This is a genomic window from Pectobacterium atrosepticum (assembly GCF_000740965.1).
Classification (GTDB): domain Bacteria; phylum Pseudomonadota; class Gammaproteobacteria; order Enterobacterales; family Enterobacteriaceae; genus Pectobacterium; species Pectobacterium atrosepticum.
In genome coordinates, this window is the sequence record NZ_CP009125.1 from 2,378,862 (window position 1) to 2,404,923 (window position 26,062).

General features: G+C 49.4%; 26 protein-coding genes. 11 read left to right on the forward strand and 15 right to left on the reverse strand.

Annotated features, from left to right (window positions below; genetic code table 11):
- Nucleotides 1–101 precede the first annotated feature (101 nt).
- The 5 genes from mntP to manX form a co-directional block, all read right to left on the reverse strand.
- Complete coding sequence (mntP, locus tag GZ59_RS10450) at nt 102–665, reverse strand: manganese efflux pump MntP (protein WP_039291644.1); 564 nt, start codon at nt 663–665, stop codon at nt 102–104.
- 427 nt (nt 666–1,092) lie between these two features.
- On the reverse strand, nt 1,093–1,551 hold the full coding sequence (locus tag GZ59_RS10455) for a DUF986 family protein (RefSeq protein WP_011093944.1): 459 nt from the start codon (nt 1,549–1,551) through the stop codon (nt 1,093–1,095).
- Between the two features lie 74 nt (nt 1,552–1,625).
- Entirely contained in the window at nt 1,626–2,468 is an 843-nt protein-coding gene (locus tag GZ59_RS10460) for a PTS mannose transporter subunit IID (protein ID WP_011093943.1), read from the reverse strand.
- A 14-nt stretch (nt 2,469–2,482) separates the two neighbouring features.
- Complete coding sequence (locus GZ59_RS10465) at nt 2,483–3,280, reverse strand: PTS mannose/fructose/sorbose transporter subunit IIC (RefSeq protein ID WP_039291647.1); 798 nt, start codon at nt 3,278–3,280, stop codon at nt 2,483–2,485.
- A 177-nt stretch (nt 3,281–3,457) separates the two neighbouring features.
- The gene (gene manX / locus GZ59_RS10470; protein ID WP_039291652.1) at nt 3,458–4,426 is read right to left on the reverse strand and encodes a PTS mannose transporter subunit IIAB; all 969 of its coding nucleotides are present in this window, start codon (nt 4,424–4,426) and stop codon (nt 3,458–3,460) included.
- A gap of 566 nt (nt 4,427–4,992) precedes the next feature.
- On the opposite strand from manX, the gene GZ59_RS10475 reads away from it, so the two are divergent.
- Nucleotides 4,993–6,549, forward strand: coding sequence for a TerC family protein (locus GZ59_RS10475; RefSeq protein ID WP_011093940.1), 1,557 nt, complete (start codon nt 4,993–4,995; stop codon nt 6,547–6,549).
- A 122-nt stretch (nt 6,550–6,671) separates the two neighbouring features.
- Here GZ59_RS10475 and GZ59_RS10480 read toward each other — a convergent pair whose 3' ends face one another.
- Entirely contained in the window at nt 6,672–7,502 is an 831-nt protein-coding gene (locus tag GZ59_RS10480; RefSeq protein ID WP_080641315.1) for an isochorismatase family protein, read from the reverse strand.
- A 30-nt stretch (nt 7,503–7,532) separates the two neighbouring features.
- Complete coding sequence (locus GZ59_RS10485; RefSeq protein ID WP_039291656.1) at nt 7,533–8,165, reverse strand: NADPH-dependent F420 reductase; 633 nt, start codon at nt 8,163–8,165, stop codon at nt 7,533–7,535.
- 102 nt (nt 8,166–8,267) lie between these two features.
- On the opposite strand from GZ59_RS10485, the gene GZ59_RS10490 reads away from it, so the two are divergent.
- On the forward strand, nt 8,268–9,209 hold the full coding sequence (locus tag GZ59_RS10490; RefSeq protein ID WP_039291659.1) for a LysR family transcriptional regulator: 942 nt from the start codon (nt 8,268–8,270) through the stop codon (nt 9,207–9,209).
- Between the two features lie 158 nt (nt 9,210–9,367).
- Here GZ59_RS10490 and GZ59_RS10495 read toward each other — a convergent pair whose 3' ends face one another.
- The 3 genes from GZ59_RS10495 to pabB all read right to left on the reverse strand — a co-directional run bounded on the left by GZ59_RS10495 (nt 9,368) and on the right by pabB (nt 13,250).
- Nucleotides 9,368–10,732, reverse strand: a complete 1,365-nt coding sequence (locus GZ59_RS10495) for an L-serine ammonia-lyase (protein WP_011093936.1) — start codon at nt 10,730–10,732, stop codon at nt 9,368–9,370.
- 473 nt (nt 10,733–11,205) lie between these two features.
- Nucleotides 11,206–11,799, reverse strand: coding sequence for a CoA pyrophosphatase (locus GZ59_RS10500; protein WP_039291662.1), 594 nt, complete (start codon nt 11,797–11,799; stop codon nt 11,206–11,208).
- Nucleotides 11,796–13,250, reverse strand: a complete 1,455-nt coding sequence (pabB, locus tag GZ59_RS10505) for an aminodeoxychorismate synthase component 1 (protein ID WP_011093934.1) — start codon at nt 13,248–13,250, stop codon at nt 11,796–11,798. The genes GZ59_RS10500 and pabB overlap by 4 nt, the downstream gene beginning before the upstream one ends.
- 126 nt (nt 13,251–13,376) lie before the next feature.
- Between pabB and GZ59_RS10510 the strand changes: the two genes are divergently transcribed.
- Nucleotides 13,377–13,613: a YoaH family protein gene (locus GZ59_RS10510; RefSeq protein WP_011093933.1), complete on the forward strand. Its 237-nt coding sequence runs from the start codon at nt 13,377–13,379 to the stop codon at nt 13,611–13,613.
- Between the two features lie 168 nt (nt 13,614–13,781).
- Here the strand turns inward: GZ59_RS10510 and GZ59_RS10515 are convergent, their stop codons facing one another.
- The gene (locus GZ59_RS10515) at nt 13,782–14,126 is read right to left on the reverse strand and encodes a RidA family protein (RefSeq protein WP_011093932.1); all 345 of its coding nucleotides are present in this window, start codon (nt 14,124–14,126) and stop codon (nt 13,782–13,784) included.
- A 194-nt stretch (nt 14,127–14,320) separates the two neighbouring features.
- On the opposite strand from GZ59_RS10515, the gene GZ59_RS10520 reads away from it, so the two are divergent.
- The 5 genes from GZ59_RS10520 (at nt 14,321) to rnd (ending at nt 21,268) form a co-directional block, all read left to right on the forward strand.
- A complete protein-coding gene (locus GZ59_RS10520) occupies nt 14,321–16,240 on the forward strand; it encodes a DNA repair helicase YoaA (protein ID WP_011093931.1) in 1,920 nt (639 codons plus the stop codon).
- A 114-nt stretch (nt 16,241–16,354) separates the two neighbouring features.
- Nucleotides 16,355–17,056 carry a tRNA (adenosine(37)-N6)-threonylcarbamoyltransferase complex dimerization subunit type 1 TsaB gene (tsaB, locus tag GZ59_RS10525; RefSeq protein ID WP_011093930.1) on the forward strand — a complete coding sequence of 234 codons (702 nt, stop codon included), beginning with the start codon at nt 16,355–16,357 and terminating at the stop codon, nt 17,054–17,056.
- Between the two features lie 224 nt (nt 17,057–17,280).
- A complete protein-coding gene (locus GZ59_RS10530) occupies nt 17,281–17,919 on the forward strand; it encodes a Slp family lipoprotein (protein ID WP_039291665.1) in 639 nt (212 codons plus the stop codon).
- A gap of 397 nt (nt 17,920–18,316) precedes the next feature.
- Entirely contained in the window at nt 18,317–20,002 is a 1,686-nt protein-coding gene (gene fadD / locus GZ59_RS10535) for a long-chain-fatty-acid--CoA ligase FadD (protein WP_039294951.1), read from the forward strand.
- A gap of 141 nt (nt 20,003–20,143) precedes the next feature.
- Nucleotides 20,144–21,268: a ribonuclease D gene (gene rnd, locus GZ59_RS10540; RefSeq protein WP_039291668.1), complete on the forward strand. Its 1,125-nt coding sequence runs from the start codon at nt 20,144–20,146 to the stop codon at nt 21,266–21,268.
- Between the two features lie 340 nt (nt 21,269–21,608).
- Here the strand turns inward: rnd and minE are convergent, their stop codons facing one another.
- The 3 genes from minE to minC are packed head-to-tail and all read right to left on the reverse strand — an operon-like array spanning nt 21,609 to nt 23,401.
- On the reverse strand, nt 21,609–21,878 hold the full coding sequence (gene minE / locus GZ59_RS10545) for a cell division topological specificity factor MinE (protein WP_011093926.1): 270 nt from the start codon (nt 21,876–21,878) through the stop codon (nt 21,609–21,611).
- A 3-nt stretch (nt 21,879–21,881) separates the two neighbouring features.
- Nucleotides 21,882–22,694, reverse strand: a complete 813-nt coding sequence (gene minD, locus GZ59_RS10550; RefSeq protein WP_011093925.1) for a septum site-determining protein MinD — start codon at nt 22,692–22,694, stop codon at nt 21,882–21,884.
- A gap of 20 nt (nt 22,695–22,714) precedes the next feature.
- A complete protein-coding gene (gene minC / locus GZ59_RS10555) occupies nt 22,715–23,401 on the reverse strand; it encodes a septum site-determining protein MinC (protein WP_011093924.1) in 687 nt (228 codons plus the stop codon).
- 136 nt (nt 23,402–23,537) lie between these two features.
- Between minC and GZ59_RS10560 the strand changes: the two genes are divergently transcribed.
- The 3 genes from GZ59_RS10560 (at nt 23,538) to GZ59_RS10570 (ending at nt 25,348) form a co-directional block, all read left to right on the forward strand.
- On the forward strand, nt 23,538–23,795 hold the full coding sequence (locus tag GZ59_RS10560) for a YcgL domain-containing protein (RefSeq protein ID WP_039291671.1): 258 nt from the start codon (nt 23,538–23,540) through the stop codon (nt 23,793–23,795).
- Between the two features lie 342 nt (nt 23,796–24,137).
- Nucleotides 24,138–24,794 (forward strand): fumarylacetoacetate hydrolase family protein, encoded by a 657-nt coding sequence (locus tag GZ59_RS10565; protein WP_011093922.1) that lies wholly within the window; start codon nt 24,138–24,140, stop codon nt 24,792–24,794.
- Nucleotides 24,795–24,901: 107 nt separating this feature from the next.
- Nucleotides 24,902–25,348 (forward strand): YcgN family cysteine cluster protein, encoded by a 447-nt coding sequence (locus GZ59_RS10570; RefSeq protein WP_039291674.1) that lies wholly within the window; start codon nt 24,902–24,904, stop codon nt 25,346–25,348.
- An 85-nt stretch (nt 25,349–25,433) separates the two neighbouring features.
- Here the strand turns inward: GZ59_RS10570 and GZ59_RS10575 are convergent, their stop codons facing one another.
- Nucleotides 25,434–25,841 carry a hypothetical protein gene (locus GZ59_RS10575; protein ID WP_051122292.1) on the reverse strand — a complete coding sequence of 136 codons (408 nt, stop codon included), beginning with the start codon at nt 25,839–25,841 and terminating at the stop codon, nt 25,434–25,436.
- Nucleotides 25,842–26,062 lie beyond the last annotated feature (221 nt).

The window sequence follows — 26,062 nt, forward strand, 5'->3', positions numbered from 1 at the left end:
AACTGCGCGAATCCCCAGGAGCTTACATAAGTAAGTGACTGGGGTGAGTAAGGGCTGCCAACGCACAAGCAACGTGAAGTATGACGGGTATATCTGGCCGCCTAGCCGAGATGTTCGTACAGGATATTACAGCCGATACCAATCAGAACCAGCCCACCTATAATTTCTGCTTTTTTACCGAGAATCGGACCGATGTAGCGGCCAATCATCATCCCAAGCGTAACCATAATCATTGTGGCACAACCAATAACCATTGCAGTATGGAAAATATTGACCTGAAGGAAAGCCAAACCAACGCCAATAGCCATTGCATCCAGGCTGGTGGCAATGGCTGTGCAGACCAACAGCGCCAGACTATGATTTTTGACTTTTTCACAGCGGCAGTCGGGAGAGTCTTTAAGCCCTTCAATGACCATGCGGCCACCGAGAATCAATAGCAGCGTAAATGCAACCCAATGATCCCATTCGAGAATATATTGACTGGCAAAAAAACCAAGCGCCCAGCCGATGAGCGGGGTGATCGCTTCGATAACGCCAAAAATGAGACCAGTACGGATCGCATCACGGAAACGGGGATTATGCAGGACGGCACCTTTACCGATTGACGCGGCGAAGGCATCCATTGACATAGCAAATGCTAGGATAAGTGTTGCTGACATATTCATTGTAAACTATAGCCTCGGCTGGACGATTAACCATATACACGCAGATCATCCCCAACCCGAATGATGATGCTACGTGTCTATGGTCTCGCCTGCCAATCACGCTTGGCCGCCCGCACCACGCTTTATGCTCCGATAATATGGAGATAGAACGAGTATGTTGATACGAGCATTTCTGACGAGTTACTATGAATAGTAATTAATCAGAAATCGGCTACTCCCCAATGACGGCGCAACCTTACCATATTATTTATGATGCAAACAACACTAAAAGTTTTAGGTGTTAACAATGCAATTGATAATTATTTTCATTTGGCGGATGGTAACGAAAAATTGTATAAAATAACGTCAAGGTTATTGAGGTTAAAATACCATCAAAACATGAGGGGCATATTTCAGGCTATTTAAATGATTTTAACGAAAACTTACCTTATTGATTATCAATCATAAATTTATATATTTTTTCTAAATCATCGAGCTGAGTAACCTGTATCAATAAACGGCGTTTCTCAAGGTCGATAACTAATATCCCATCCTCAGATAAATTCATATTTTTAATTCTGCTATAAGGAATGAATATATTCGCATAAAAGAAACCGGTTGATTTAAACAGCAGTTTGGGGCGGCGAATATAGGCCAGATAGCACGCCATGAAGGCCAGGGAAATCAAAAGATAGGTTGTGATGATGGCACCATTACTCATCACATTCTGATAAATAAGAATGCCCACTAAACCGATGAAAATCAGCGTATCGAGCCGGTTCATTCTCTTTAAAGGCACGAGGAGCCGTGTTTTTCCTTTGAGTTTATCCATGATGAACTCGTCATAGATGGCATAAGCCAGTGCTAAAGCAATCAACACCACCAGCGCGATATCTGTCATCGTCATCCGTATTTTCCTTGTCCGTTAGGTGTCCGTGAATAAAAAAACAGCCGGACGCGTTTACGCCCGGCTATTGAGTATTACACGCCGAGCAGGCCGATCCAGTATCCGAAGATACCAATGGCGAAGAAACCCATAATCAGCCACAGCGCATTCACCTTGCGCCGTAACAGCCACATACAGCCGAACGTCAGCAGTAGGGGAACGAGCCCCGGCATGAGCTGGTCAAGGATGGATTGAACCGTGGTTACCGTGGTTTCCCCGTTTTGGTTTGTCACCGTCGACACCACCATCGGAATGTTGACGTGCGTCCATTTATTAACCAATGCCCCCATAACGAACAAACCGAGGATAGAGGCCGCTTCGGTCATTTTTTGCAGGAAGCCGCCGCCCATATCACTAACGATATCGATCCCTTTGCGGTAGCCGTAGGCGACGCCATAGTAACGTACCAGCAGGCGAATCAGGTTAAACAGGACAAAGAAGAGGACCGGTCCTAGCAGGCTGCCGCTCATGGCAATCCCCGCGCCTAGCGCAGCGAATACCGGACGTGCGGTGCCCCAGAATATCGGGTCGCCGACGCCAGCCAATGGCCCCATCAGACCGACTTTTAGGCCGTTTATCGCTGCGTCATCAATGGGGGCACCGTTAGCTCGTTGCTCTTCCATTGCCATGGTTACGCCGAGTATCGGAGCGGCAACAAAAGGCTGTGTATTGAAGAATTCCAGATGGCGCTTTATCGCTTGCTTACGCTCTTCTGAATTTTCAGGATAAAGACGACGAATCACTGGCACCATGGAAAAACAGAAACCGAGTGCCTGCATACGCTCAAAGTTCCAGGAACCTTGAAACAGGTTGGAACGGATAAACACCGCGCGGATATCGCCGTCAGTGAGTTTTTTGACATTCGTATTTTCGACCATTTTTCTCACTCCTGTTAATCCAGTTCGTTATCAAGACCGTTATTGCCTGATGTAACAGACTGGCCTTGAACCTTGTTATATTTCGGGCTGAGTTGGATATACAGCACCGCCATCACAATACCGATTACGCCCAGAGCGACCAGATTGAACTCAGTGAACGCGGCGGTAACGAAGCCAAGATAGAAGAACGGCATCAGGTAGCCCGCCCGCATCATGTTGATGACCATCGCGTAACCGACGACAACAATCATCCCACCGGCGATATTCAAACCGTTGGTGACGACGTCTGGGATGGAGTTCAGCAGGGCGTGAACGGCGTCAGTACCAACAGAGACTGCGACAATAACGGCAGGAATCGCGATACGCATCGCTTGAAGCAGCAGGGCGGAAACGTGAATCCAACTGATGGCCGTCAGGTTACCTCGCTCTGCCGCACTGTCTGCTGCATGCTGGAACGCAACCGTGATGGTACGAACAATGATGGTTAATACTTGCCCCGCAGCGGCGAGTGGAATCGCCAGAGCAATCCCGGCGCCGATCCCTTGGCCACCAGCAATAACCAGAATGGTTGAGATAATGGAAGCCAGCGCCGCATCCGGTGCGACTGCCGCACCGATGTTCATCCAGCCTAGCGCGATCATTTCTAGCGTACCGCCAATAATGATCCCGGTTTTTAAATCACCTAATACTGCGCCAATCAGCGTACAAGCGACGAGTGGACGGTGGAACTGGAATTCATCGAGAATCGAACCCATCCCCGAAACACACGCGACGATAAATATCAGCACAATTTGAAGTGTGGTAATCTCCATCGTACTTCTCCTATAAAATGCGTCTGAGTAAAAATAAATCGCCATCCCTATTGATTTTCTATGTCGACATAAAGCTTTTCAATACCGACATAAATGCATACTTTGAAAATCGTCAGGTCTATAAAACTATTATTGATGGTGATGTTAGCGTTAATAACCTTCGTATCGCGACAGGCATCAACGCGGCATTTTGTTAATCAAGTCCATCATTTTAATCCGAGAATCGGTTGATACTTTCCGAACCTCCAATTCAATACCGCGTTTATCTAATTCACGGAATGCCACAATATCCTTCTCATCGATAGAGACGGCATTATTTACCTGCGTTTTCCCCTGTTTGAATGCCATCCCACCAATATTGACCGAGGTGATTTTTACGCCATTTTCGATCAACGTTAATACATCCGTCGGATTGGTGAATAGTAGCATCACGCGATCGGCAGCATATTTTGGGTTGTCATAAACACGAACGGCTTTTGCCACATCCACCACGTGCGCGGTAACGCCCGGTGGCGCAACCTGAGTCAGCAACGTTTTACGCACGTGATCGGCAGCGACTTCATCGCTGATAACAATAATGCGCGAAACATTGGTTTCTTTCGTCCAGCGGGTGGCGACCTGGCCATGAATAAGACGGTCGTCGATACGTGCCAACCCAATCTTCATATGTTCGCCGGGACCTGCCGGTATAGGTACAGCGTTGGATTTGGGGGGCGGTGGGGGAAAAAGAGGAGCTGCTTTGAGTTTTTCCTGATGCTTCAGGGCTTTTACGCCATCTCTGCCGGCTTCCAGTGCGATAGAAACCAGATCGGAGAAGGACGGATTATCATCCCGAGCCATAAAGGTTTCCGCTAGCATGGGGATATTCACACCGGCGATAACATCATGGTTTTCTTTGTCAGTGACGAGGCGACTGGCGGCGTTAAACGGGCTGCCGCCCCAGGTATCAACGAGAAACAGCACGCCTTGCGATGTGTCTAAGTGCGTGAGTTTTTCCTGATATTTTTCTATCAATGTTTCGGCGTTTTCTCCGGGAACGAAATCGATCCAGGCGACATTACTTTGTTCGCCAAGAATCATTTCTGCTGTCTTTAACAGCGGTCCCGCAGTGGCGCCGTGAGTGCATAACATGATTGCAATACTCACTTGCTACCTCCTCACGTTCACGATCAAAAGAGTCAATGTGTCAGGAAACAGGGTTAACGCTGAGCTACTGAATGTTAACCGTCGCGGTATTAGTATGGCTGCAAGAAAAAATTTTACCGTGGATTCATGACATTCACTGTGTTCCTCCAGGTTGTCAGGCGAGAAATCGTGACTGACGGATTTATTTTACTTATCGAAAAAATAAATAGTGTGATGATGCTCTAATGCTGACCAGTTAAGCAGGGGGCTAAAATGGGGCGAAATAGGAAAATTTGAACGCGTTATCAATGCGAAGCTGGTCTACGAAATTCTTTGTGAAAAATGGTAACAACCTGTTAGAGTAAACATCCCATAAATTGCTTAGGAGCACCGGGCATCAGCCCTTCCCATGGACTGTCACCGACAAACTGTTCTCTGTTTTCCCGCTAATGCTGGCGGTTTTCTGTACACAGCTGGTCACTCAGACCACATTCAGAATCTCTCTGATTCACATCAACTCTTTTTATTACCATTCAATGCGGTTCATGCATTGATGTCATCTGCTCGTTCATTTTCTGGAGTCTGACATGGAATTTTTGCTAGATCCTTCAATCTGGGCAGGCCTATTGACGCTGGTGGTACTTGAAATTGTTCTGGGTATCGACAATTTGGTGTTTATCGCCATTTTGGCGGATAAATTACCCCCCAAGCAGCGAGATAAAGCCCGCATTATCGGTTTAAGCCTGGCGTTGTTCATGCGTCTGGGCCTGTTGTCTTTGATTTCCTGGATGGTCACACTGACGCGTCCATTGTTTAGCGTTGGCGATTTCAGTTTCTCGGGTCGTGACCTGATTCTGCTGTTCGGCGGGGTATTCCTGCTGTTTAAAGCCACAGTGGAGTTGCATGAACGGCTAGAGAATAAAACGCACGATGGCAACGGCAATCGCGCTCATGCCAGTTTCTGGGCGGTGGTTGCGCAGATCGTCGTGCTGGATGCCGTATTCTCGCTGGATGCCGTCATTACCGCGGTGGGGATGGTCGATCACTTGGGCGTCATGATGACGGCGGTGATCATTGCAATGGGCGTCATGCTGATTGCTTCTAAGCCACTGACCAATTTCGTCAACGAGCACCCAACGGTGGTTGTCCTGTGTCTCAGCTTCTTGCTGATGATTGGTCTGAGCCTGATGGCGGAAGGTTTCGGTTTCCACATTCCGAAAGGTTATCTGTATGCAGCGATTGGTTTCTCTATCTTGATCGAACTGTTTAACCAAATTGCCCGTCATAACTTTATGAAACATCAGTCGCACCGACCTTTGCGTGAACGTACCGCCGAGGCCATTCTGCGCCTGATGGGCGCACGTAAAAACACGGACGACGTAGATGCGGATGAACCGCAGAAGAAACTCACGACAGAGGAATTCGCCGAAGAAGAGCGCAATATGATCAGCGGTGTGCTGACATTAGCCTCGCGTTCGCTGCGTAGCGTGATGACGCCGCGTACTGAAATTTCCTGGGTGGATAGTGGCAGTTCTGTCGAACAGATCCGGATGCAATTGCTGGACACGCCTCACAGCCTGTTCCCAATATGTCGCGGCTCTCTGGATGAAATTATCGGTGTCGTCCGTGCTAAAGATCTGCTGGTGGCGTTGGAAACACAGACCGATGTGGAAAGCTATGCCGCCGCCAATCCGCCAATTGTGGTGCCGGAAACGCTGGATGTGATAAACCTGCTGCCCGTTCTGCGTCGTGCGAAAGGTAGTCTGGTTATCATCGCCAACGAGTTTGGTGTGGTGCAAGGGTTGGTGACGCCGTTGGACGTGCTGGAAGCGATTGCGGGTGAATTCCCGGATGAAGACGAAACGTTGGATATCATCCCAGACGGCGAAGGTTGGTTGGTGAAAGGCGGAACGGACCTCCACGCTTTACAACAGGTAGTGGATAGCAGCGTTCTGGTTGATCCGAAGGAAGAGTATGCTTCACTGGCGGGGATGCTGCTGGCACATAGCGATGAGTTCCCGAAAGTCGGTGCCATCATCGAGTTGTACAACCTGCGCTTCCATATCATTGAGGTTTCCGAATACCGTATTGAACTGGTGCGTGTAGAACGTATCGTCGATCGGGAAGAGGATGAATCCGCGTAATTAGCGCTTTGCGAGTCATAAATAATCTGGAATCAGGTCTCTGATTCCAGATGAACGAAGTGATATGACACCCTGTGAGCGGTGCGCTGACAGGGTGTTTACTTGTTTGGTTCGGATGTATATTACTTCACCACTTTGAACGGGTCTGGAACGGTATGTTGGTTAGCATTGTTCCAATAGTTCTGTAATACCCAGCCATATTCTGGCAATCCATTAATAAATGGTGGAAGCATCGCGTCAGCGGTTGGGTTTTTCCAGTCTGCCTGTAACTCAGCACCCAGCGCAAACACACTTTCAAGCTCAGCGCCTGCTGCGGTCATTCTCTGCATCGCGGCATCTGCTTCGTATTTGCTCCATGCACCAGATGCATCAACAACAGGATATACTTGGTACCCATCATTGATCATTGCTAACGTCGGTAAGGTTACACACGTTCCCAATGTGACACCGGAAATGATAATGTGCCGACGCCCAGTTTTAGCCACTAAATCTTCTAAAGCTTTACGGAACGTCGGATCTTCATAAGCATTGATAATACCCGTACGACGGTAAATCGGCTGATCTTTGAATATTTCTTTCAATTCCGGCAGTGTATCGCCATTTTGCCATTGTGCATTGGAACTTGTAATTAATACGGGAATATTCAATGCCTTCGCCATCTGCGCCAAGGCAATAACATTATTTTTATAGCCTGATGCCTGTTGAAAGTCTCGAACACTTGCCATCAAACCCACTTGGTGATCGACAAACAGCATAATGCTGTTTTCAGGCGTTGGCTTATCATAAGCTACGCGACCCGCTTTACGTGCTTCTGAAGGACTCGCCTTATATGGCAAAACTTTGTTCGTAATAGGACTAACAATATCTGTTGATTTCTGTTCCGCAAAAGAAAATGAAGAAACACAAAGTATGGTTAAAGCGAGAGAGAGTTGAGTCAATTTTGTACGTGGCATAGTTATCTCGAAAAAATAATAAATAGTGATTTAAATACGACTAATCCAAGTCGGCGCAATTTGAGTGCCTTTATTTGCTCCGTACCCAAAATAAATATTGAGTCCGCCAAGCGGCTCCAGATAACGTGAATTTTTTAGGCCACCCGAATATATTGGAGAGAACCCTATACTTTCGATTAATTCACGGACAGATTCTTTTGCGGATTCGCTATCTGTGGCATAAAAAGCAGGGACAGTGGCATTTTGGGCGAATTTTGCTCCTTCTGACAAAACTTGAGCAAAAATGGTGTTAAATGCTTTAACAACAATAGCCTCCGGAACCATTTTTGCGATTTCTTCTCCCGCTGAGGTGCTATGCCCAAGGGTTAGTCCCATGTAGTCGGCTGTGAGTGGGTTGGTTATATCAACAATCACTTTCCCTTTTAGATCGCCAAGCGAGCGTAATGCGGAGTGCGCATCGTTGTAACCTACCGCCAAAATCGCTATGTCTGAATCCTGCAACGCGCCACCAGACTCGACTGCCACAGCCCCCGGATATTGAGCGGCAAGCGCTCTGGCTTTTGTGAGATCGCGAGCGGTTACACGTACTTCATGCCCAGCTAACGTAAGTTGCTTGACGAACCCTTGTCCCATATTTCCAGTACCTATAACGGCAATTCTCATTGTGTAATCCTCGTGTAATAAAAGTATCAACGACACTTTATTAGTAATGCTGATAATGATAAATAAGGGGTAAATAGATATATTGTCTCTTTGGAGGAGACTATGGATAAATTGCAGGCGATGACGACCTTTGTTGCGGTAGTTAAGGCAGGAAGTTTTGTCAAAGCGATGGAAAGTACCGGGTTTTCTAAACCGGCAGTGTCACGACAAGTTATTGAACTTGAAAAGTTTTTGGGTGTGAGGTTACTCCACCGCACCACTCGACGCATTTCTTTGACGAGTGAAGGCGAGACTTATTACCAGCGCTGTAAAGAGGTGTTATCGGTTATCGAGGAGGCTGAAAATCAAGTTTGTGCACGCGCCAATCAAGCTCATGGGCGTTTGCGAATCGGTGTACCGCAGGATTTCGGTGTACTTCAATTGACTCCACTATGGGCACAGTTTATGGATAGAAACCCGAAAGTTGAGTTTGATATTGTTCTTTCTGATCGTAACGTCGATCCAGTGGAAGAAGGCTACGATTTAGTGGTTCGCATCGGCAATTTACCTGATTCAACGCTGGTATCCTCTCTGTTGGCAACAACGCGTCTGATATTGTGCGCCTCACCCGAATACCTTCGCTTACGGGGGACACCAACACACCCGACAGACTTAGATAAACATGTAGTCATTGCTTATAGTTATAACGCCAGTGGCAACGAATGGTTATTCTGCAAGGAAAAAAGAGAACAGGTAAAGGTTAGCACCCATCCGCGTCTCAATGTTAATAGCGGCGCAACATGCCGACTTCTCGCGATTGAAAGCCAAGGGATAATCTTGCAACCAGATTTTCTGGTACACAGTGATATTATAAAAGGGAAATTAGTCGAAATTATCCCAGAATGGCAAGCGCAAACACTGGAAATACATGCCCTTTACCCCACACGCATCCTATTGCCCCTTAAAGTGCAACTTTTACGTGACTTTCTATCTGATTCTTTACGTCCCAAGCCATGGTTATCGCCCGCTTATGACCCGTGGGAAAAATTGTTAACAGGAAACTGAATGTTTAATCATTGAATATCTGCCTATTACGACAAATAGCGCTTAGCTCTTTAAGATTAAGACGGCTTTATTAAATAAATTGAATTTTCAGAGATAGCCAGAAGATGTGGGAAAGGATGGCGGGGATACCCCGCCTCCTGTTCGATCGCCGAGTACTTTTAATCACACTGCACTTTGATCGCCAATCCGCCCCGTGAGGTTTCACGGTATTTGGCATTCATGTCTTTACCTGTCTCATACATGGTTTCAATCACCTTATCCAGCGATACGCGTGCTTCACTGGTACGGCGGATGGCCATCCTAGCAGCATTAATTGCCTTAACGGAAGCAATCGCGTTACGTTCAATACACGGAACCTGTACTTGACCCGCAACCGGATCGCAGGTTAAGCCCAGATTGTGTTCCATACCGATCTCGGCGGCGACGCAAACTTGTTCCGGGCTAGCACCCATTAGCTCTGCCAGTCCCGCTGCTGCCATGGAGCAGGCTACGCCCACTTCACCCTGACAGCCCACTTCGGCACCGGAGATGGAGGCGTTCATTTTATACAGAATGCCCACTGCGCCCGCGGCGAGGAAATAACGAATATAAATGGTCGGACTAACCGGCTCGATGAAGTGATCATAATAGGCGAGGACAGCTGGGACGATGCCGCACGCGCCGTTTGTTGGTGCCGTCACCACTCGGCCCCCAGCGGCGTTTTCTTCATTTACCGCTAGCGCGAACATATTAACCCAGTCCACTACGTTCATCGGGTCGTTGGACAGCTTATCGGAAGACACCAGTATACGACGCAGCGCAGAGGCACGGCGTGGAACGCGCAGCGGGCCGGGCAAAACGCCTTCGGTATTTATACCGCGATCGATACAGGCACGCATCGTCTGCCAGATATCAGCAAAATAGGCGTCAATATCCTGACGACTGTGTAGCGCCAGCTCGTTCCGCATGACCATCCCGGAAAGTGACAGACCACTCTGCTTGCAGTGATCCAATATCTCTTTGGCGGAATTGAATGTATAGGGAACGGAGACATCGGTAGTGGCATCTTTGCCAAAATTCTCTGCATCAACGATGAAGCCACCGCCGATGGAGTAATAGGTTTTACTATAAATTTCTTTATTGCTGGCAAAGGCGGTGATCGTCATGCCGTTTTCGTGCAGTGGCAGATTCTCGCTGCGGAAAACCATGCCGCCTTCGCGTGGGAAATCGACCTCATGCTGCCCGTTAGCCAGCAGCAGGCGTTGGCGTTGCTCAACATCACGGATAAATCCGGGAATCGCATCAATATCAACGGTATCCGGCATGTTGCCCGCCAGACCCATGATGATAGCGATATCCGTATGGTGGCCTTTACCCGTCAGCGACAGAGAGCCATAAACATCGACGGCAATACGCGTGGTCGCAGTCAGTAAATTCTGATTGATCAATTCATCGACAAATTGCTTACCGGCTTTCATCGGTCCAACCGTATGAGAGCTAGAGGGGCCAATACCGATCTTAAACATGTCGAAAACGCTTATCACGCGAAACTCCTCAAAGACTCAGGATCGTACCCACTACTCTCTGGCTGCCTGCTTCCAGCGTCTTCATCACCATCAGATAGTTATACTCGTCGCACTTCAAGATGAGCCTCGCCCTAAAGAGCCAACGCTAACGTATTGCCCTGAAACTCGAATTATGTAGAGTCATTGCTGCAAACTACCTGGCGATTCTGATTCTGGCGAGACATGGCCTGAATTGTAGTGGGTATATACCCAAAGATTAGAATAAAACTCGTCAAATCGCGCTATTTTAGTGTGGAATATGTTGTAAGACTTTCTTTTTCGCATGAAATAAACTTATGCCAATGCATAATTTAACTTATCTCAAATATGACCTAAGTCATTGTAAATTATCTATCTGAATGGTTTTTGTTCGGCAAGGCTGCATTGAAGGTGATGATAATTAGTGAGAGAAAAGAAGTGCCGAGCAAAAGCCGCAGAGTGCGGCTTTGTACTTAGGGCCTGTCGGAAATCTGTAAAGCAAGCTGGTGGATGATGGCGGCAGTCAGTCCCCAGACAAACTGCTGCTGATACCAGGAGAGATAAACCCGGTGCCGTTGCTGTTTACGCTCAATATCCAGCGGATAATAGCGCGTCAATGCGAAAGCCTCATCCAGCGGCATTTCAAACAGTTCGGCGACTTCATCTTCATTGGGGTGAAAGCGTGTCTGTGCGGCGATCAGCCCGACGACGGGCGTGACTTGAAAGCCGCTAACGCTATCCAACGGCGGTAGCACGCCCAACACCTGTACATTCTCCGGTGGGATAGCCACTTCCTCCTGCGCTTCACGCAGCGCCGTTTCTATGATTGAACGATCCGTTTTGTCTGCCGCGCCGCCGGGGAACGCGACTTGTCCGGCATGCTTACGGAGATCGGCAGAACGTCGGGTCAATAATAGCGTGGGCGTAGGATGACAAATAATCGGCACCAGAACCGCAGCCTGACGTTGTTGATGAACCGGCCGTAGCGACGGTGGAAGCTGTAACTGAAAGCGCGTAATAAAGTCGTTCAGCGCAAACGCCGTTGGCGGCAAGGCGATCTCACTCATTTACTCGGTACCTGAGTTATTTGGGAATCCTCCAGTAGGGGGAGAATGCGGCCCACTTTATCAAACGTTTCCTGATATTCAGCCTGTTCCTGGCTATCGGCGACGATGCCGCCACCCGCCCAGCAGTAAATTCTGCCGTGTTCGGTTAATAACGTCCTGATGGTGATGTTAGTGTCCATGGTTCCACACAGGCTAATGTAACCGAGGCTGCCGCAGTAAGCATTGCGGCGCTGAGGCTCTAGTTCTTCAATAATCTGCATAGCACGGATTTTTGGTGCGCCGGTAATCGATCCTCCGGGGAAACAGGCGCGTAGCAGTGTGGTGGCAGGGCAATCTTCCGGTAGCTGTGCTTCAATCGTACTGACTAGATGATGTACCGCGGGAAAAGGTTCGACGACGAACAACTCAGGTACACGAACGCTGCCCGGAACCGCGACGCGGCCAATATCGTTGCGCAGTAGATCGACAATCATCAGGTTTTCAGAGCGATCTTTCTCGGAACTTGCGAGCCGTACTGCCTGCTGTTTATCAGCATCCGGGTCTGCGAGGCGCGGTAATGTCCCTTTAATCGGGCGCGTTTGAATGTGATTGTTTTCCAGCCAGAGAAAGCGTTCCGGCGACACGCTGATTACCGTATTTTCCGGCAGGCGCAGGAAGGCAGAAAAGGGCGCTTTATTTCCTGCGGACAGTTGTACAAACGCCTGCCATTCATCGCCCGCATAAGCGGCAGAAAAACGCTGCGCCAGATTGACCTGATAGCAATCGCCCGCCAGAAGATAGTCCTGTATTTTGCAGAATTTTTCACCGTATGCGTCGCGTGACATATTCGGTTGCCAGTCGCTGGTGAGGTTGAAACCGACTTTCGTCGTGTTAACGGGCGGGTTGGCTAACCAGTCAAGTCGCGCCTGAAGAGAATGATGTACGATCAGCGTTAGTGTTTGCCGGTGATGATCGGCAATCAGCGCCCAGTCGTATAATCCAATCGCCATGTCTGGCAGGTCGATATCCTGTTCTGCCTGTGTGGGCAACGTTTCAATCTGACGCCCCAAATCGTAGCCGAACAGGCCAAGTGCGCCCCCCTGAAAAGGGAAATCAAGGTGGGTTTCGGTGGGTAGCGCCAATGCATCCAACTGTTGCTGCAGCAGAGTAAATGGATCGCTCTCTACTGTATTCGTTACGCCGTCACTTGTGATTTCCGTCTTGCCCCCCCGCGTGCATAGCGTGACTCGCGGGTCAGCGACCATGACATCGAAGCGATTGTGCGGATGATCGGCAAACCCCGAATGCAGCAACATAGCCCACGGCTGTTGAGAAAAGGGCGCAAAGCGATCGAGCAATACGTTCGGGTAGTAAGGCAGCGCGTGATAGAGAACGGCGGAGCCTGTCGCGGTGGCCGAATCGTTTGCAGAATCTCTTGTATGAGTGACGTGAGTCGTATTGGCGGCAGTCATGTTTTTCGTGTTGTGTCTACTATGGCAGCAATTTTACTGACCACAGCGTACCACAAAGCAGAAATGCTGGTGTATGCCGAAGCGGGCATGCGATGATACGGCGAATTGATCAAACAGGAAATTATCATGATTGCAGGTATGCCCGCGCTGACACACAAACAGCAGCAAGATGCCGTAGAGCGCATTCAGGAGTTGATGTCTGAGGGCATGAGCAGTGGACAGGCTATCGCGCTCGTCGCGGCGGAAATTCGCGAAAACCATACGGGTGGCAACGTCGCGATGATGTTTGACGATGACGACATGATTAATGACAGCGATGATGAATATCATTTTGACGATGGTGAGGAAGAGGAAGAGCAGTAAGCGCGCTTCCTCTATACCTGTGTAACTTCAAGTTGCATGGGCGTTGGTCGCACTTAAATGCTCGCCCTAACGGGCCAACGCTTTGCGTTGTTCAAGCCGTTAACGTTTTGTCCTGAAACTCGAATTATTTAGGGCATAGGCAGGTATATGTACATAAGGGGTTATGGTTTATACCGCCGCTATTGCTTTTATTTCGACTTTAAATTTCGGATGCATCAACTTCGCCTGCACGGTACAGCGTACGGGCGCGCTGCCAGCCACGACCCAAGCATCCCACGCGGCGTTCATCGCAGCAAAATCATCGGCGTCGGCGAGAAAAATCGTCACGTCCAGCAGCGTGCTCTTATCCGTTCCCGCCTGTTTTAGGACTGCATCTATCGTGCTCAGCGCGTTTTCCGTCTGCGATTGAGCGTCGTCATCCAAATTCTCCGGCACGCTGGTGTAATAGAGCGTGTTGTTGTGGATGACAGCGTCTGACCAGCGTGCTTCAGGATTAATGCGTGTGATCGCCATGGGTGAAATTTCTCCTAACGTAATAAAAGCGAATCGCCAAGCCTAACACAGTAGCTGTCGGCACGGGTTCCTGATTTAGGGTGGTAGCGGCGAGTGACTCTTGGCATAATCAGCGCGATATTTTTGCCGCGGCCTGAAACGGCTAGAGGCTTATAGATTTACTCTAAATAATTCCTTTGATAAAGAGAGCTGGCGTGACGAACGATCGGGTAATCGATGATTTTGCTAATGACGGCGCGCTGGCGAAAGCGATCACGGGCTTCAAGCCTCGTGAACCACAGCGGCAGATGGCGCAGGCCGTCATGCGGGCCATTGACGACAAAACGGCGCTGGTGGTGGAAGCAGGAACCGGAACGGGTAAAACCTATGCTTACCTTGCGCCTGCTTTGCGTTCAGATAAAAAAGTCATCATTTCAACTGGGTCGAAAGCGCTACAGGATCAGCTCTATAGTCGTGACTTACCGACGATTGCGCAGGCGTTGAAGTACAAAGGCAAATTAGCGCTGTTGAAAGGCCGCTCGAACTATCTCTGTCTGGAACGGCTTGAACAGCAGTCGCTAGGAGGCGGTGATTTGCCCGGTGAAACGCTGAGCGAACTGGTCAGGCTGCGCGGCTGGTCGTCGGAAACAACGGAAGGCGATGTCACGACCTGTGCAGGCGTGGCCGAAGATAGCGCGATCTGGCCATTAGTGACCAGCACCAACGATAACTGTCTGGGCAGCGACTGTCCGCATTATAAAGAATGCTTCGTAGTGAAGGCGCGGCGCAAAGCGATGGATGCCGATATCGTGGTGGTCAATCATCATCTTTATCTGGCGGACATGGTGGTGAAGGAGACGGGGTTCGCCGAGCTGATCCCGGAAAGTGATGTCGTTATTTTCGATGAAGCCCACCAGATTCCCGATATCGCCAGCCAATATTTTGGCCAACAGCTTTCCAGCCGCCAACTGCTGGATTTGGCAAAAGATATCATCATTGCCTACCGCACCGAAGTACGTGATGCCTCTCAACTACAAAAAAGTGCCGATCGTCTGACGCAGAGTACGCAGGACTTCCGGCTGGCGCTGGGCGACCCGGGGTTTCGCGGCAATCTCCGCGATGTGCTTGAACAGCCGTCGCTTCAACGTGCGCTGCTGCTGCTGGATGATGCTCTGGAGCTGTGTTACGACGTCGCGAAACTGTCACTCGGCCGTTCTGCGCTGCTGGATATTGCCTTTGAACGTGCAACACTTTATCGCAACCGGCTGAAACGACTGAAAGAGGTTCAACAGCCGGGCTACAGCTACTGGTACGAATGCAATTCGCGTCATTTCGTATTGGCACTGACGCCATTGTCCGTCGCCGATCGCTTTCGCGAACTGATCAAGGAGAAGCCCGCGGCCTGGGTGTTTACCTCCGCAACGCTGTCTGTTAACGATCAACTCTTCCACTTCACCGATAGGCTGGGGTTGGATAACGCAAAGACGCTCCTCTTGCCGAGCCCGTTTGACTATGCCAATCAGGCACTGCTCTGCGTCCCTCGTAACCTGCCGGAAACTAATCGTCCCGGTGCGGCGAAAAAGCTGGCGGCGATGCTGCGACCGTTGATTGAAGCGAATCAGGGACGCTGTTTTATGCTGTGTACCTCGAATCAGATGATGCGCGATTTAGCTGCAGAGTTCCGCGCCACGCTGACGCTACCGGTGCTGTTACAAGGGGAAACCGGCAAGGCGCAACTGTTGTCACAGTTTGTCTCGGCGGGTAATGCCTTGCTGGTGGCGACCAGCAGCTTCTGGGAAGGCGTGGATGTGCGCGGTGATACGCTCTCCTGCGTCATTATCGATAAACTGCCGTTTACCTCACCGGACGATCCGCTGCTGAAGGCACGCATTGAGGATTGTCGTCTGCGCGGCGGTGAGCCGTTCGACGATGTGCAGGTTCCCGATGCGGTGATTACCCTGAAACAAGGCGTGGGTCGCCTCATTCGTGATGTCGACGATCGCGGTGTGATTGTGATTTGCGATAATCGACTGGTGATGCGTCCGTACGGTGCCGTGTTCCTTAACAGCTTGCCGCCGACACCGCGTACCCGCGATATTCAGCAAGCGATTACTTTCCTGACGCGTAACACCTAATCTCCGTTGACGATTGCCGTATGGCCTAACCGATGGTGGGAAGGGCTGCGGCACGACAGGGGCTTATGCTATGATACGGGTTATTAAGATTTATTTATCCTGCCTGAGGTTGGCATGTCTACGCGAATTCTAGCGCTTGATACCGCAACGGAAGCCTGTTCCGTTGCACTCTGGAATGAAGGTGAAATTCATTCTCTGTTCGAAATTTGTCCCCGTGAACACACGCAACGTATCCTGCCGATGGTTCAGCAGGTGCTGGCCGACAGCGGCCTGACGCTCAAGGATCTTGATGCGTTGGCCTTTGGTCAGGGGCCAGGAAGTTTTACCGGTGTGCGGATTGGTATTGGTATTGCGCAAGGGCTGGCGCTGGGTGCGGATCTACCGCTACTCGGCGTATCGTCACTGGCGACCATGGCGCAGGGCGCTTTCCGCCTGATGCAGGCGACGCAAGTGCTGGCTGCCATTGATGCGCGGATGGGAGAAGTGTACTGGGGTTGTTATCAGCGTGATGCTAACGGCGGCTGGCAGGGGGAATCCGAAGAAGCCGTATTGAAACCTGAACAGGTGCAGGCGTTAACTGCCGCGCTGTCAGGCGAATGGGCCACGGTAGGAACCGGGTGGGAAACCTACCCTGAACTGGTCAATCATTCCTCCCTGATTTTAGCGAAGGGGGGCGTGCTGTTGCCACAGGCGCAGGACATGTTACCGCTGGCCTGTCAGCTATGGCAGGCAGGGAAAGCGGTCAGCGTCGAGAATGCGCAACCGCGTTATCTGCGTAATGAAGTGACCTGGAAAAAACTGCCCGGCCGCGAATAGGTAAAACGCACATTTTGCGTGATGTATACCGGTAATACTTCAAGCTGCATGTGCGTTGGCTGCGTTTACTCACCCGAATCACTTACCTGAGTAAGCTCATCGGGATTCCCTCTCTTGCCGCCTTCCTGCAACTCGAATTATTTGGGGTATATAACGGCAATAAACAGCAACTTATTCGATACTGAGCAGTCTAACGATCAGATATCTGAAGAGGGGGGTGTGCCATGCTTGTACAGATAAAAAGCGTACAGATGAAAAGTATGCACATGAAAAATCTGAGACAGAAAAAAGCCCGCCTCTGTATGGTGGCTGCGACAGTGCTGCTACTTTCAGGCTGTGTCACGGTGCCGGATGCCATCAAAGGCACATCGCCAATGCCGCAGGACGATCTCGTTCGTGTAATGAATGCGCCGCAAATTTATGTCGGTCAGGAATCCCGCTTTGGCGGACGGGTGGTTAGCATCCGTAATGAAGCGAATAAAACGCGCCTTGAGATAGCCAGCATGCCGCTGGATAGCGGTGCGAAACCGCGGCTGGATATGCCGTCAGAAGGGCGCTTTATTGCCTATGTAAATCGCTTTCTGGAACCTGTCGATTTTAAAGACCAACTGGTGACGGTTGTAGGGCCCATTGTCGGCACTGAACAGGGTGCTATTGGTGATAAACCTTATCGCTATGTCGTGATCGACGCACAAGGCTACAAACGCTGGAATGTCGTGCAGCGTCTGATGGTGCCGCCCGGTGGTTATGGCTATGGTCCGTGGGGATGGCGCGCGGGTTACGGTTACGGCTGGGGCCCTGGATGGGGATTTGACGGCGGTTGGCCTAGTCCTGCACGGATTGAGAATATCGTGACAGAATAAGAATAGGGCTATTTTACTTGTCATTTTGAACTAGGGCAGTGCTCAAACAAACGCAATTGCGTTTGAACGCCACTTGGGGCGGCCCGCAGGGTGAGCGTAGCGAATAATCCTCACGTACTACGTGTACGCTCCGGTTTTTCCGCGCTGTCCGTGTCCAAACTGACTGCGCCAATAACGCCCTATGGGGTAGGCTCTAAAATTATTTTGTTCGACATAAAGAGATCAGGCGACGCAGGTCGCCTGATTTTTTTTGAATAAAGAATAAATTAGTGATCGTTCTCGCAACCTTCACATTGTTTGTTAGCTAACTGGTAAGCTGAGTTAAAATAATGTTAATAACAATATGCCTTTGAGGGCGACGACGATGCCACTAAAAAAATATCTCGGGAGTGACGTCTTGGAAAAAATTTGGTTATCTCGCTATCCGGCGGACGTACCGGCGGAAATTGACCCGGATCGCTATTCGTCGTTGATTGACATGTTTGAAAATAACGTAAAGCGTTACGCCGATCGACCTGCATTCATCAACATGGGTGAGGTGATGACGTTTCGCAAGTTGGAAGAGCGGAGCCGGGCGTTTGCGGCCTATTTGCAAAATCAGCTTAAATTGCAGAAAGGCGATCGCGTGGCGCTGATGATGCCCAATCTGCTGCAATACCCTGTTGCGCTGTTTGGTGTGCTGCGTGCGGGTATGGTGGTCGTCAACGTTAACCCGCTGTATACGCCACGGGAACTGGAACACCAGCTAAAAGATAGCGGAGCCAGCACCATTGTTATTGTGTCTAACTTTGCACATACGCTGGAAAAAGTCGTTCATAACACGGCGGTGGAGCACGTTATCTTGACCCGCATGGGCGACCAGCTATCCACGGCAAAAGGCACTCTGGTTAACTTCGTCGTGAAATACATTAAGCGACTGGTGCCCAAATATCATTTGCCTGATGCAATCTCGTTTCGTCGCGTGTTACAGGAAGGGCGACGTCAGCAGTACGTTCGGCCTGATATCATCAATAGCGATCTCGCCTTTCTGCAATATACCGGCGGCACGACGGGCGTGGCGAAAGGCGCCATGCTCACGCACCGCAATATGCAGGCGAATGTGGCACAGTGTCTTGCGGCTTATGGCCCGGTGTTGAAGGAAGGGAATGAATGGGTGGTAACGGCGTTGCCGCTGTACCATATTTTTGCTTTGACGGCTAACTGTCTGCTGTTCTTTGAACTGGGCGGGCAGAATCTGTTGATCACCAATCCTCGAGATATTCCTGCGGTGGTAAAAGAACTGAAACAGTATCCTTTTACTGCGATTACGGGCGTCAATACGCTGTTTAATGCGTTGTTAAATAATAAAGAATTCCATGAGCTTGATTTCTCGACACTGCGATTATCCGTTGGCGGAGGCGCGTCGGTGCAACGGGCAGTCGCGGAACGTTGGGAGAAGCTAACGGGTAAACATCTGCTTGAGGGATACGGGTTAACAGAAAGCTCCCCCTTGGTGGCCGTGAATCCCTACGATCTCAAACATTACAGCGGCAGTATCGGGCTGCCAGTGGCCTCAACGGATGTCAGAATCATTGACGATAACGGCAACGACGTTGGGCCGGGCGAATCCGGTGAACTGTGGGTACGCGGACCGCAGGTGATGTTAGGGTACTGGCAGCAGCCTGCCGCCACGGATGACGTGTTAAAAGACGGTTGGTTGGCGACAGGTGACATTGTCACGGCTGATGATGAAGGATTCCTGCGAGTGATCGACCGTAAGAAAGATATGATTCTGGTTTCCGGTTTTAACGTCTACCCGACGGAGATTGAAGACGTGATCAGCCGTCATCCCAAGGTATCCGAGTCGGCGGTGATTGGGGTCGAAAATGAGGTTTCCGGTGAGGCGGTAAAAGCCTTTGTGGTCAGGCGTGATAACTCGTTAACAAAAGAGGAACTCATTACGCACTGTCGTCGTAATCTTACGGGCTATAAAGTGCCGAAAGAGATCGAATTCTGTGAGGATCTGCCAAAATCCAACGTCGGAAAAATTCTGCGTCGTGAATTACGTGACGATAAGAAGGCAAAGAAAGACGCTGCTGCCTGACGATTTTCCGCGAAAAACGACTGCCAGAGAGAGGCAGGACGCGATATGATGTTTTCACGCCGGTTTATCCGGCGTTCTTTTTTATAGCGATACGGATTTTACTCAGAACCGTAAAGTAAAAACAACCAAGAGAATGACGTTTTGAATTATCAGTTGATCACTTCCGACATCGGGTTACAACAGGTTTGCTCTCAGGCGCGACGCTTTCCGCAGGTGGCATTGGACACGGAGTTCGTCAGAACCCGTACTTATTACCCGCAATTAGGGTTGATTCAATTGTATGACGGCGAACAGCTTTCACTTATCGACCCGTTAACGATTACAGATTGGGCACCTTTTCAGGCGTTACTGCGTGACGAAGAGGTCACTAAATTCCTGCATGCAGGCAGCGAAGATCTGGAAGTGTTTCTCAATACGTTTGGAACATTGCCGACGCCTTTCATTGACACACAGATTCTGGCCGCATTTTTAGGCAAACCGCTTTCTTATGGTTTCGCTGCGCTGGTGGCCGACTACATGGGCGTGTCGCTGGATAAAAGCGAGTCGAGAACGGACTGGCTTGCCCGACCGCTAAGCGAAAAGCAGTGTGACTACGCGGCCGCCGATGTGTTCTACCTGCTGCCGATGGCCATTCAACTGGTGGCGGATACGGAAACCGCAGGGTGGATGAACGCCGCGCTGGACGAATGTCTCCTGCTTTGTCAGCGTAAACAGGATATTTTAGCACCGGCGCTGGCCTATCGTGAATTTGGCAATGCCTGGCAGCTACGTGGCCGAAATCTGGCTTGTCTTCAGCGCCTGGCTGAGTGGCGCTTGCGCAAAGCGCGTGAGCGGGACAGTGCGGTGAATTTTGTCGTACGTGAAGAGAACCTCTTGCAGGTAGCGCGCTGTCTGCCTTCTTCGCTGGGAGAACTGGGTTCACTGGGGCTGAGTGGCCCGGAGATCCGCTATCACGGCAAAACGCTGCTGGACTGTGTTGCACAGACGGACGGTATTACTGACGCAGATTGCCCACCGCCAGTGATTAATTTGATCGACCATCCGGGCTATAAGAAAGCGTTTAAAGACATCAAAGCGCTGGTACAGCGTGCGAGTGAACAGAGTGGATTATCCGCCGAGTTATTGGCATCTCGTCGCCAAATTAATCGCCTGCTGAACTGGCACTGGAAATTAAGCAGGCAAGATGCTGGTATGCCGGAAATGTTGTCCGGCTGGCGCGGCCAGTTATATGGCGACGAACTGCGTGAAATTGTGCAGGGCTATTAATCACCGGTAAACGAGTGCTCTCCATTCACCTTATTTGTTGCGATGATTCAATTATAAAAGCAGCAAATAGGGTGACGAGAATACGGCGAAAAAACAAAGCAAGAAAAAATAACTGGCTAAATATACAGTTATATTGTGAAGTGAAACGCACGCAATTTGAAGTATGACGAATATACCCTAAATAATTCGAGTTTCAGGAAGGCGGCAAGAGAAGGAATCCCGATGAGCTTACACAAGTAAGTGATTCGGGTGAGTGAACGCAGCCAACGCACATGCAACTTGAAGTATGACGGGAATAGATATCCCCTGCGTAAAAGCAGGGGATACTAAAGCAGAAAAATCATTTAGGCGTTTCTTCCGCTTCCGGTAATGTAACGTTCAACTCAAGCACGGAAATATCATCTCCTTTTTGCTCAAGTTGAACCGTTACCATCTCAGGATCAATCTGTACATATCTACAGATAACCTCAAGAATGTCTCGCTTTAATTGCGGCAGATAATGGGGTTCGTTATCACCCCGGCGTCGCTCCGCGACAATAATTTGCAGCCGTTCCTTGGCAATATTGGCTGTCGTTTTTTTGCGGGACAGAAAGAAGTCCAGTAAAGCCATAATTTATCCCCCAAAAAGTCGTTTAAGGAAACCCTTCTTCTCTTCTTCAATAAAACGGAAAGGACGCTCTTCGCCAAGCAAGCGTTCAACGGTATCCGAGTAGGCTTTACCCGCGTCGGCTTCAGCATCCAGAATCACTGGTTCGCCTTGGTTAGAGGCGCGGAGTACGGATTGATCTTCAGGAATAACGCCAATCAGCGGGATCCGCAGGATCTCAAGAACGTCTTCCATACTCAGCATGTCGCCACGGTTCACCCTGCCTGGGTTGTAACGCGTCAACAGCAAATGCTCTTTGATTGGATCTTCAGAACGCTCCGCGCGACGTGATTTTGAGGACAAAATGCCCAGAATACGGTCGGAGTCGCGAACGGAAGAGACTTCCGGGTTGGTGGTGATAATCGCTTCGTCAGCAAAATAGAGCGCCATCAACGCACCCGTTTCAATCCCGGCTGGTGAATCACACACGATAAAATCGAAGTTCATATCGCCCAGGTCGTTGAGTATTTTTTCAACGCCTTCATACGTTAACGCATCTTTATCACGCGTTTGTGATGCTGGCAGAATGTAGAGATTATCCGTTCTCTTATCTTTGATCAGCGCCTGATTTAGCGTGGCATCACCCTGAATAACGTTCACGAAGTCATAGACCACGCGACGCTCACACCCCATGATCAAGTCAAGGTTACGCAGACCAATGTCAAAATCGATGACAACGGTCTTTTTTCCTTTCTGGGCTAAACCGGTAGCAATGGCCGCGCTTGATGTGGTCTTGCCAACGCCCCCTTTACCCGATGTAACAACAATGATGCGTGCCATAAATGTTTCCTTGGGAGATTCTAGTCTAGAGGTTTTATCGTTAAAACATTGTCCAGCTGGTTCAGGTTGATCCGTGCTGGCTGCCCAAAATACGCTTCCGGTACCTGATCGCTTAGCCAGTAACGACCTGCGATAGAGACCAGTTCTGCGGCCAGATGCGTACAGAATATCTGGCTCTGAACATCACCAGAAACGCCTGCAAGGGCTCGGCCGCGCATCATGCCGTAAATATGAATATTGCCATCGGCAATCACCTCTGCCCCTGCGCTGACGTTGCTTGTGACGATTAAGTCACAGTTCCGGGCGTAAATCTGTTGGCCGGAGCGAACGGGGGTGTCGATGATTTGCGTTTTCACCGCAGCAGGAACGGCGGCGACGGGCTCGACTACCCGGCGTTGTGCTTTACCTTCGCTCAGGAGGGGAAGCCCTGCCTGCGCAATGATTTTCTTTAATGCGTCATCGGTACATCCGCTGACACCGACGACATGCAGGCCGGTAGACGAAATGGCCTGCTGCAATTTTATCCAGTCGGTTTCCGCTGTTAATGCAGCAACATTAATGACAACGGGGGCATTTTTCAGGAAAGCAGGCGCTTGCTCTATTTTTTCCTGTAGTGCCTGGTAAATTACCTCGGGTTGGGAATCATGCAAATGAACAACCGATAAGGTAAAGCTGCTGCCTTTTAGCTCTATTGGCATTTGTGACATCTATCCGGACTCAGTTTCAGCATCTTTTAATCCCTAGAGTAACATCTAAGGCATGATATTCCAGAGCGCTATAAGCATGTTATAGTCACAATTATATACAGGCAAGATGGCATTCCCATCAAATAGAGTAAAAAAAATGTTTTGTGTGATCTATCGAAGTGTGAAACGCGATCAGACCTATCTTTATGTTGAAAAAAAAGACGATTTCTCACGCGTGCCTGAAGAATTAATGAAAAGTTTTGGCGCGCCGCAGTTAGCCATGGTTTTACCGTTGAATGGACGTAAAAAACTGGCGAATGCCGATATAGAAAAAGTGAAACTGGCGCTTCAGGAACAGGGTTTTTATCTGCAAGTTCCACCTCCGGTTGAGAGCTTATTAACCACGCCGATGTAAGTGTAAAAAAATAATACCAAGACGTACTTTCAGATAAAGCCGCAAACATAATTTGGTGTGGAATATCTCGACCGTTTACATGATATTCCGCGCGATAAATATTCATCTTTCGAGTTTTAGCCCGTCGTAATTTAATTGTTTCCATTTTTGATAGGTTATGGCGTCTTCTTCAGATCGCACGATCGCTAGCCTGGCTCTCCTGAAATCTGTTGGGATAACCCCTGTTGCGATGATATAACGATGGTTTTGCACCATCGTGTTTTTATATAGCTGTTTTCCATTTTGGCGAGTTCTGTGCCATGAAAGCAGTGATAATCCAACAGACAGGGCAGGAGAATACCCATGTATCAACACAGAGACTGGCAGGGCGCGCTGCTTGATTTCCCAGTAAATAAAGTCGTTTGCGTCGGGAGCAACTACTCAGAACACATCAAAGAAATGGGAAGTGCGACCCCGAGCGAGCCAGTTTTATTCATCAAGCCTGAAACCGCACTGTGTGATTTACGTCAACCCGTCGCTATTCCTAAAAATCTGGGCTCGGTTCACCACGAAGTCGAGCTGGCGGTGCTGATCGGTACGCCATTAAAGCAGGCGAATGAAGAACGCGTTGCCCGAGCCATCGCGGGTTATGGCGTGGCGTTGGATTTGACGCTGCGTGATTTGCAGTCCGAATTCAAAAAAGCAGGCCAGCCGTGGGAAAAAGCCAAAGCCTTTGACGGTTCCTGCCCGATCTCCGGTTTTATTCCGGTTGCTGAGTTTGGCGATCCGCAGCAAACCGAACTGGGTGTAAAAGTGAATGATGAAGTACGCCAGCAGGGCAACACGCGTGATATGATTACGTCGATTCTGCCGCTGATTGCCTACATGAGCCGTTTCTTTACGCTGCGCGCGGGCGATATTATTTTAACGGGTACGCCAAAAGGAGTCGGTCCGATCCTGTCAGGCGATATGCTGACGATTACGGTAAATGACCGGACGCTGAGCACCCGTATTATCTAACGCTCTGGCTGCCCGTATTGAACGACGGGCAGCAAAACATCCCCGCAGTGCCTGCCAGAATCACGCATCTTTTTTTACAACGCTATCGATCTACAACAGGAATAAACATGACTGAACGCCCTTTTTGGCAGCAAAAAACGTTGTCTGAGATGTCTGACGATGAATGGGAGTCGCTGTGCGATGGCTGCGGTCAGTGCTGTTTGCATAAACTGATTGATGAGGATACGGAGGAGATCTACTTTACCAACGTCGCCTGTAATCAACTCAATATTAAAAGCTGTCAGTGCCGTAACTATGAGAAACGTTTCGAATACGAACCGGACTGCATCAAGCTGACGCGTGAAAATCTGCTGACGTTTAACTGGCTGCCGGCGACCTGTGCTTATCGTCTGGTTCATGAACGTGAGGATTTACCGCAGTGGCATCCGCTGGTTTGCGGAACCAAAACAGAAATGCACCGTGAGCGTATCTCAGTCCGTCATATCGCCGTGCGCGAAAGTGAGGTGATGGACTGGCAGGATCACATACTGAACAAACCGGGATGGGCTAGGTAAGGCTGTAAATTAAAGATAGGTCACCGTGATGTGGGGGTAGACGCCACGGTGACGTGCTGCTGTTGTGCTGTATTTAGTCGTAGCCTTACTGTGCGGCGATTTTATAGTTTATGATTTTTGCTCTGTCTATAGACTGCTGATTCCTGTCAATCTCTTGTTGTACCAACTGATTTTTTTGTGACTGTTGATAGCGAGCTTCGTCAGCCTCAGCTTCTTGTTGTTTGTATGCGATGTACTGATTCTGCAATTCAATCCTCGCCTCCAGATCCTTTAGTTCCCCCTTGTCCACTTTCTGCCCCAGCAATTTTGCGTTTAAGACATAAAGCTTCAGCCAAGGTGTTGAAGAGAGTATGGGCTCTTCTTTTATTGAGTAATCCAGACAGGTAGCCATATCGCTGAGGCGAACGTACCGCTTTTCGCATTCAGATTGGAGCTCGCTTGCTGTTGTACACGATGTCAACATCAGTGGAATAATGGCAAAGAGATATTTCATTACAGACTTCTTCCTTGTGAAAAACCACAGTAATTTTAAGTGATTATACTGTAATGAATGGAGTATTTCTTCTTCATATCTTTAGGTTCTGGTCGTGAATTTACACTATTGATAGCGATAAATCGGTAGGGATTGCAGGCATTGAATTGTAAAACTGTAACCAGTATCACAATGTTTCATTAATGATGTTAATTTATTGTTTTTTAAGTCCATATCCCATA

Coding starts and splice junctions, on each gene's coding strand:
- GZ59_RS10565 (WP_011093922.1), top strand. CDS start 24,138: ATGTATCAACACAGAGACTGGCAGGGCGCGCTGCTTGATTTCCCAGTA.
- GZ59_RS10475 (WP_011093940.1), top strand. CDS start 4,993: ATGGAATTTTTGCTAGATCCTTCAATCTGGGCAGGCCTATTGACGCTG.
- GZ59_RS10575 (WP_051122292.1), bottom strand. CDS start 25,841: ATGAAATATCTCTTTGCCATTATTCCACTGATGTTGACATCGTGTACA.
- GZ59_RS10480 (WP_080641315.1), bottom strand. CDS start 7,502: ATGCCACGTACAAAATTGACTCAACTCTCTCTCGCTTTAACCATACTT.
- minC (WP_011093924.1), bottom strand. CDS start 23,401: ATGTCACAAATGCCAATAGAGCTAAAAGGCAGCAGCTTTACCTTATCG.
- GZ59_RS10485 (WP_039291656.1), bottom strand. CDS start 8,165: ATGAGAATTGCCGTTATAGGTACTGGAAATATGGGACAAGGGTTCGTC.
- GZ59_RS10455 (WP_011093944.1), bottom strand. CDS start 1,551: ATGACGATGACAGATATCGCGCTGGTGGTGTTGATTGCTTTAGCACTG.
- minE (WP_011093926.1), bottom strand. CDS start 21,878: ATGGCTTTACTGGACTTCTTTCTGTCCCGCAAAAAAACGACAGCCAAT.
- GZ59_RS10465 (WP_039291647.1), bottom strand. CDS start 3,280: ATGGAGATTACCACACTTCAAATTGTGCTGATATTTATCGTCGCGTGT.
- tsaB (WP_011093930.1), top strand. CDS start 16,355: ATGTCTACGCGAATTCTAGCGCTTGATACCGCAACGGAAGCCTGTTCC.
- GZ59_RS10500 (WP_039291662.1), bottom strand. CDS start 11,799: ATGAGTGAGATCGCCTTGCCGCCAACGGCGTTTGCGCTGAACGACTTT.
- GZ59_RS10560 (WP_039291671.1), top strand. CDS start 23,538: ATGTTTTGTGTGATCTATCGAAGTGTGAAACGCGATCAGACCTATCTT.
- minD (WP_011093925.1), bottom strand. CDS start 22,694: ATGGCACGCATCATTGTTGTTACATCGGGTAAAGGGGGCGTTGGCAAG.
- GZ59_RS10515 (WP_011093932.1), bottom strand. CDS start 14,126: ATGGCGATCACACGCATTAATCCTGAAGCACGCTGGTCAGACGCTGTC.
- GZ59_RS10570 (WP_039291674.1), top strand. CDS start 24,902: ATGACTGAACGCCCTTTTTGGCAGCAAAAAACGTTGTCTGAGATGTCT.
- mntP (WP_039291644.1), bottom strand. CDS start 665: ATGAATATGTCAGCAACACTTATCCTAGCATTTGCTATGTCAATGGAT.
- GZ59_RS10490 (WP_039291659.1), top strand. CDS start 8,268: ATGGATAAATTGCAGGCGATGACGACCTTTGTTGCGGTAGTTAAGGCA.
- pabB (WP_011093934.1), bottom strand. CDS start 13,250: ATGACTGCCGCCAATACGACTCACGTCACTCATACAAGAGATTCTGCA.
- GZ59_RS10530 (WP_039291665.1), top strand. CDS start 17,281: ATGCTTGTACAGATAAAAAGCGTACAGATGAAAAGTATGCACATGAAA.
- GZ59_RS10460 (WP_011093943.1), bottom strand. CDS start 2,468: ATGGTCGAAAATACGAATGTCAAAAAACTCACTGACGGCGATATCCGC.
- GZ59_RS10510 (WP_011093933.1), top strand. CDS start 13,377: ATGATTGCAGGTATGCCCGCGCTGACACACAAACAGCAGCAAGATGCC.